Origin of the sequence: Lentilactobacillus sp. (assembly GCF_040773105.1) — a bacterium.
GTDB lineage: Bacteria > Bacillota > Bacilli > Lactobacillales > Lactobacillaceae > Lentilactobacillus > Lentilactobacillus parabuchneri.
The window spans coordinates 1-3,290 of record NZ_JAXGWW010000231.1 but is presented as its reverse complement, the minus strand read 5'-3'; the positions used below and the strand labels follow the sequence as shown (position 1 = coordinate 3,290).

The following is a 3,290-nucleotide window of genomic DNA, read 5'->3' as shown; positions in this document are numbered from 1 at the left end:
TTTACCTTTGTGTGATCCAATGTAAAACTTTCAACTTTTGCCATAATGTCATCAATCTCCCTAGATAAAGTATTTAATTTATTTTTAATGCTGTAAATTGGTTTGCCATTTTAGATGCAAAAAAGCATTCGCCCCTCGCATCAGAATTAATCTGACGGAGGGGCGAATGCTTCGCTTTACCACCCTGAATTTGTATTGCTTTCACAAACAATACCTCTGAAAGTACCAGACATCGATACTCGGCGATGTAACGGTCGCACCCGGAATTCAAGCGTTAACTTGAAGTCGCTATTCAGAGTTCATCTTCGTTAACTCGCAGGCCATCCTTTTTCACCAACCGGATTCTCTAAGGGCCCGTTCATTAAGTACTCTTCTCTTCAGAGCTTTAATTTACTAGCATTAAAATTTAGTGATAATACTAGTCGTTATTTTAATAATTGTCAACCATTCTGGAAAAATAACTTATTTTTCTGGAGATAAACCTTTGACTAAGAACTCGACGGCTTGGTCGATGATGTGTTCCAAATCGAACTTGCGATCGAACAAAACCATTTGGGCACCATAGCCGGCTCCGATTGAAAGGACGTACTCCATGATACGCGGGGTGTCCCAGTCAACCAATAGGTGCTGCTTTTTTAACTCGTCGAGAACAACAGGGATGGTGTTGGTCAAAACATCTTTCACCGGGCCAATCAATTCGGCCAGTAATGTTTGGTCATTAACCGCCTGCATGAAAAGAATTTTGATGACCTGCTTGTTTTCAGCTCCAAACGTGAGTCGATTCATGAGAGTCGGTTTTAAGAAATCAGCCAAGCTGTCATATTTGAACTGACGAATATCTTCAGCGAATTCTTTTGCGGCTCTGGGGATGGTTTTGGAAAACAGTGGTTGGACAACGGCATGGAGTAGTTGATCCTTTGTTTTAAAACGTTTGTAGACCGTTCCTTGACTAACGCCGGCTTTTTCCGCGATGTCTGCCGTCGTCGTTGACTCAAACCCCTTGGAGGCAAAGAGTTCCAAGCAGGCTTTAAGAACCTGCTTTTGTTTTTGCGGTAAATCCGTCGCCGAGTCGATATCTTCCGAATAAAATGATTCAATTGGCGTTGAAGACATGCTACTCACCTACACTTTCCGATACTTACGCATCCCGATCATGTTCAAGACAACAAACACTACTAAGAAGATTAGTATAGCAGAAAATTGTGGCATGACTGCAGATAAACTGGCTTGTTTTTGAATCACATCGGTTAATGCGCTGGCACCATAGTAAAGCGGCATGATGTGGGCAATGACTTGCAGCCAACCGGCCATGTTTGCGACCGGGATCAACCCGGAGAAGAAGATTTGGGGAATGACGACAATTGGGATGAATTGGACCATCTGAAATTCCGAAGCAGCAAACGTCGAGACAAACAACCCCATCGAAAGCGCCACGAGTGCCAGTGCAAAACAGATCAGCAGGACGACCCAGATACTGCCGAGAATTTCAATTCCCAGTACATAGATACAAAACAGTGTGATGACAGCTGTTTGAATAATCGCCACGACACCGTAACCGGTCAGGTAGCCATAGATGACCTCGCTGCGCTTAACCGGGGTTGCCAGCAAGCGGTCCAGGGTTCGGGAGTTTCGTTCGTTTAACAGCGAGATTCCAGAAATTAAGAAGACAAAGAAGAAAACCATGAAGCCGAGAAAGACCGGTAGCATTGTCGTAAAGAACGACGAGTTGCTTTTACCGTAGAGGTAGTGTTGGCTTAATTTTAAATTAGTTGGTTTTGAAGCGTTTTGAGGGACTGCAGCCGCCGGAATTCGACTTCCAATTGAGGCCGGCAGCTGTTTTTTAATTTGCTGAAGGGCCGTTTGCATTTTGATCAAGCCGGCCTTTGACTTTTTGGTGGCCGTCACCAGTTGTTTCATCTGAACTTTAACCAACGCCATTTGAACTGATTTCTTGATGATGGCGGTTTTATTTTGATCGGCGTTTTGGTACGTGACGATGAGCTTGCCATTTTCTTTTTTGATGAAGCCGGCGTAGTCCTTATCTCGGATGACTTTTTTAGCCGAGACGTCGCTACTCATCTCGTGGGTCTTGAGATGTTTATTGTCGATTGCTCGAATAACAGAACTTGAGACGTTATATGTGCCGACATCGGCGACCGTATTGGTGTTTGATTGGAAGAGAAAATACATCAATGACAGGATGAACAGTGGGGCGATAAACATCAGCGCCAGCGTCCGCTTGTCACGAAGCATTTCAACGAAAATTCGTTTAGTGATTGTCAGTATTCGCATTTGATTTCCCCGCTTTCAAGAAGACTTGTTCCAAATTATCAACGTTAAATTGCTGTTCAAGGCTGCTTGGAGATCCGTGAGTAATGACGTGACCTTCTCGAATCATCAACAGTTCATCACACTCGGCAGCGTCTTCCATGACGTGGGTGGTGATGATAATTGACTTGCCGTCCTCAGCGTATTTGCGAAGCTCATCCCAAATCTGGCGGCGAAGTTCCGGGTCAATTCCGACGGTCGGCTCATCCAAGACGAGCAGTTCGGGGTCTTGAATCAGACTGATTGCCAGCGATAATCGCCGCTTCATTCCACCGGAGTAATTGCTGACCCGTTTGTCTAAATCTTGATTCAGATTGACAATGCCGGCAGTATAGTCGATGCGTTTCTTAAGCTGGTCTTTTTGAACCCCAAATAATTGCGCGAAGAACTTGAGATTTTCCAGGCCGGTCAAGTTATTGTACAAGGCGTCTTCTTGAGCCATAAAGCCAATCCGCTGCAACACTTTTCGGTTCGGCATCGGTTGGCCAAAAACGGTCACATCGCCATCGTCCGGTTCTTCCATTCCCATAATATTTTTAATAATCGTGGTTTTTCCAGCTCCCGATGGCCCAATTAACCCCAAAATCTCGTGGGTCGAAGCGGTTAAATTAACATCGTGTAAAATTCGCTTGTGGTTAAAGCTTTTATTAACGTGTGAAACTGTCACAACTGCGTCCATAAGCTGATCCTCCTTTTGTGAGTGAGTGCTAACTCATTTATAGTTCAAGTATACATCAGAAAAAGTGAGTGTCAACTCACAAATTGCATTTTTTTCAAGCCTCACGTATAATGACAATAAAATTAAGTCCTTTAAATAGTCCAGAGAGTCTGTCAAGGAAGCCATTAATGATGTTGTTTTTTACCAGCGATAGTCTGGATTAAAATGCGCTTTGACTCGGATAGAGTTGGAGTGCATTTTTGTTTGAGGGATGACTTAAATGAGTAGAGGAGATTATCTTCAT

The 3,290-nt window shown here is 43.9% G+C and carries 3 protein-coding genes; all 3 read right to left on the bottom strand.

Annotated features, from left to right (window positions below):
* Positions 1 to 462: 462 nt before the first annotated feature.
* Genes AB3112_RS09895 through AB3112_RS09885 form a run of 3 tightly spaced genes read right to left on the bottom strand, consistent with a single transcriptional unit; the run spans position 463 to position 3,007 of the window.
* Positions 463 to 1,113: a TetR/AcrR family transcriptional regulator gene (locus AB3112_RS09895; protein WP_057909910.1), complete on the bottom strand. Its 651-nt coding sequence runs from the start codon at positions 1,111 to 1,113 to the stop codon at positions 463 to 465.
* Between the two features lie 9 nt (positions 1,114 to 1,122).
* Positions 1,123 to 2,292 carry an ABC transporter permease gene (locus AB3112_RS09890; RefSeq protein WP_367334403.1) on the bottom strand — a complete coding sequence of 390 codons (1,170 nt, stop codon included), beginning with the start codon at positions 2,290 to 2,292 and terminating at the stop codon, positions 1,123 to 1,125.
* Positions 2,270 to 3,007: an ABC transporter ATP-binding protein gene (locus AB3112_RS09885; protein ID WP_084973259.1), complete on the bottom strand. Its 738-nt coding sequence runs from the start codon at positions 3,005 to 3,007 to the stop codon at positions 2,270 to 2,272. Before AB3112_RS09885 ends, AB3112_RS09890 begins: the two co-directional genes overlap by 23 nt.
* Positions 3,008 to 3,290 lie beyond the last annotated feature (283 nt).

Coding starts and splice junctions, on each gene's coding strand:
- AB3112_RS09895 (WP_057909910.1), bottom strand. CDS start 1,113: ATGTCTTCAACGCCAATTGAATCATTTTATTCGGAAGATATCGACTCG.
- AB3112_RS09890 (WP_367334403.1), bottom strand. CDS start 2,292: ATGCGAATACTGACAATCACTAAACGAATTTTCGTTGAAATGCTTCGT.
- AB3112_RS09885 (WP_084973259.1), bottom strand. CDS start 3,007: ATGGACGCAGTTGTGACAGTTTCACACGTTAATAAAAGCTTTAACCAC.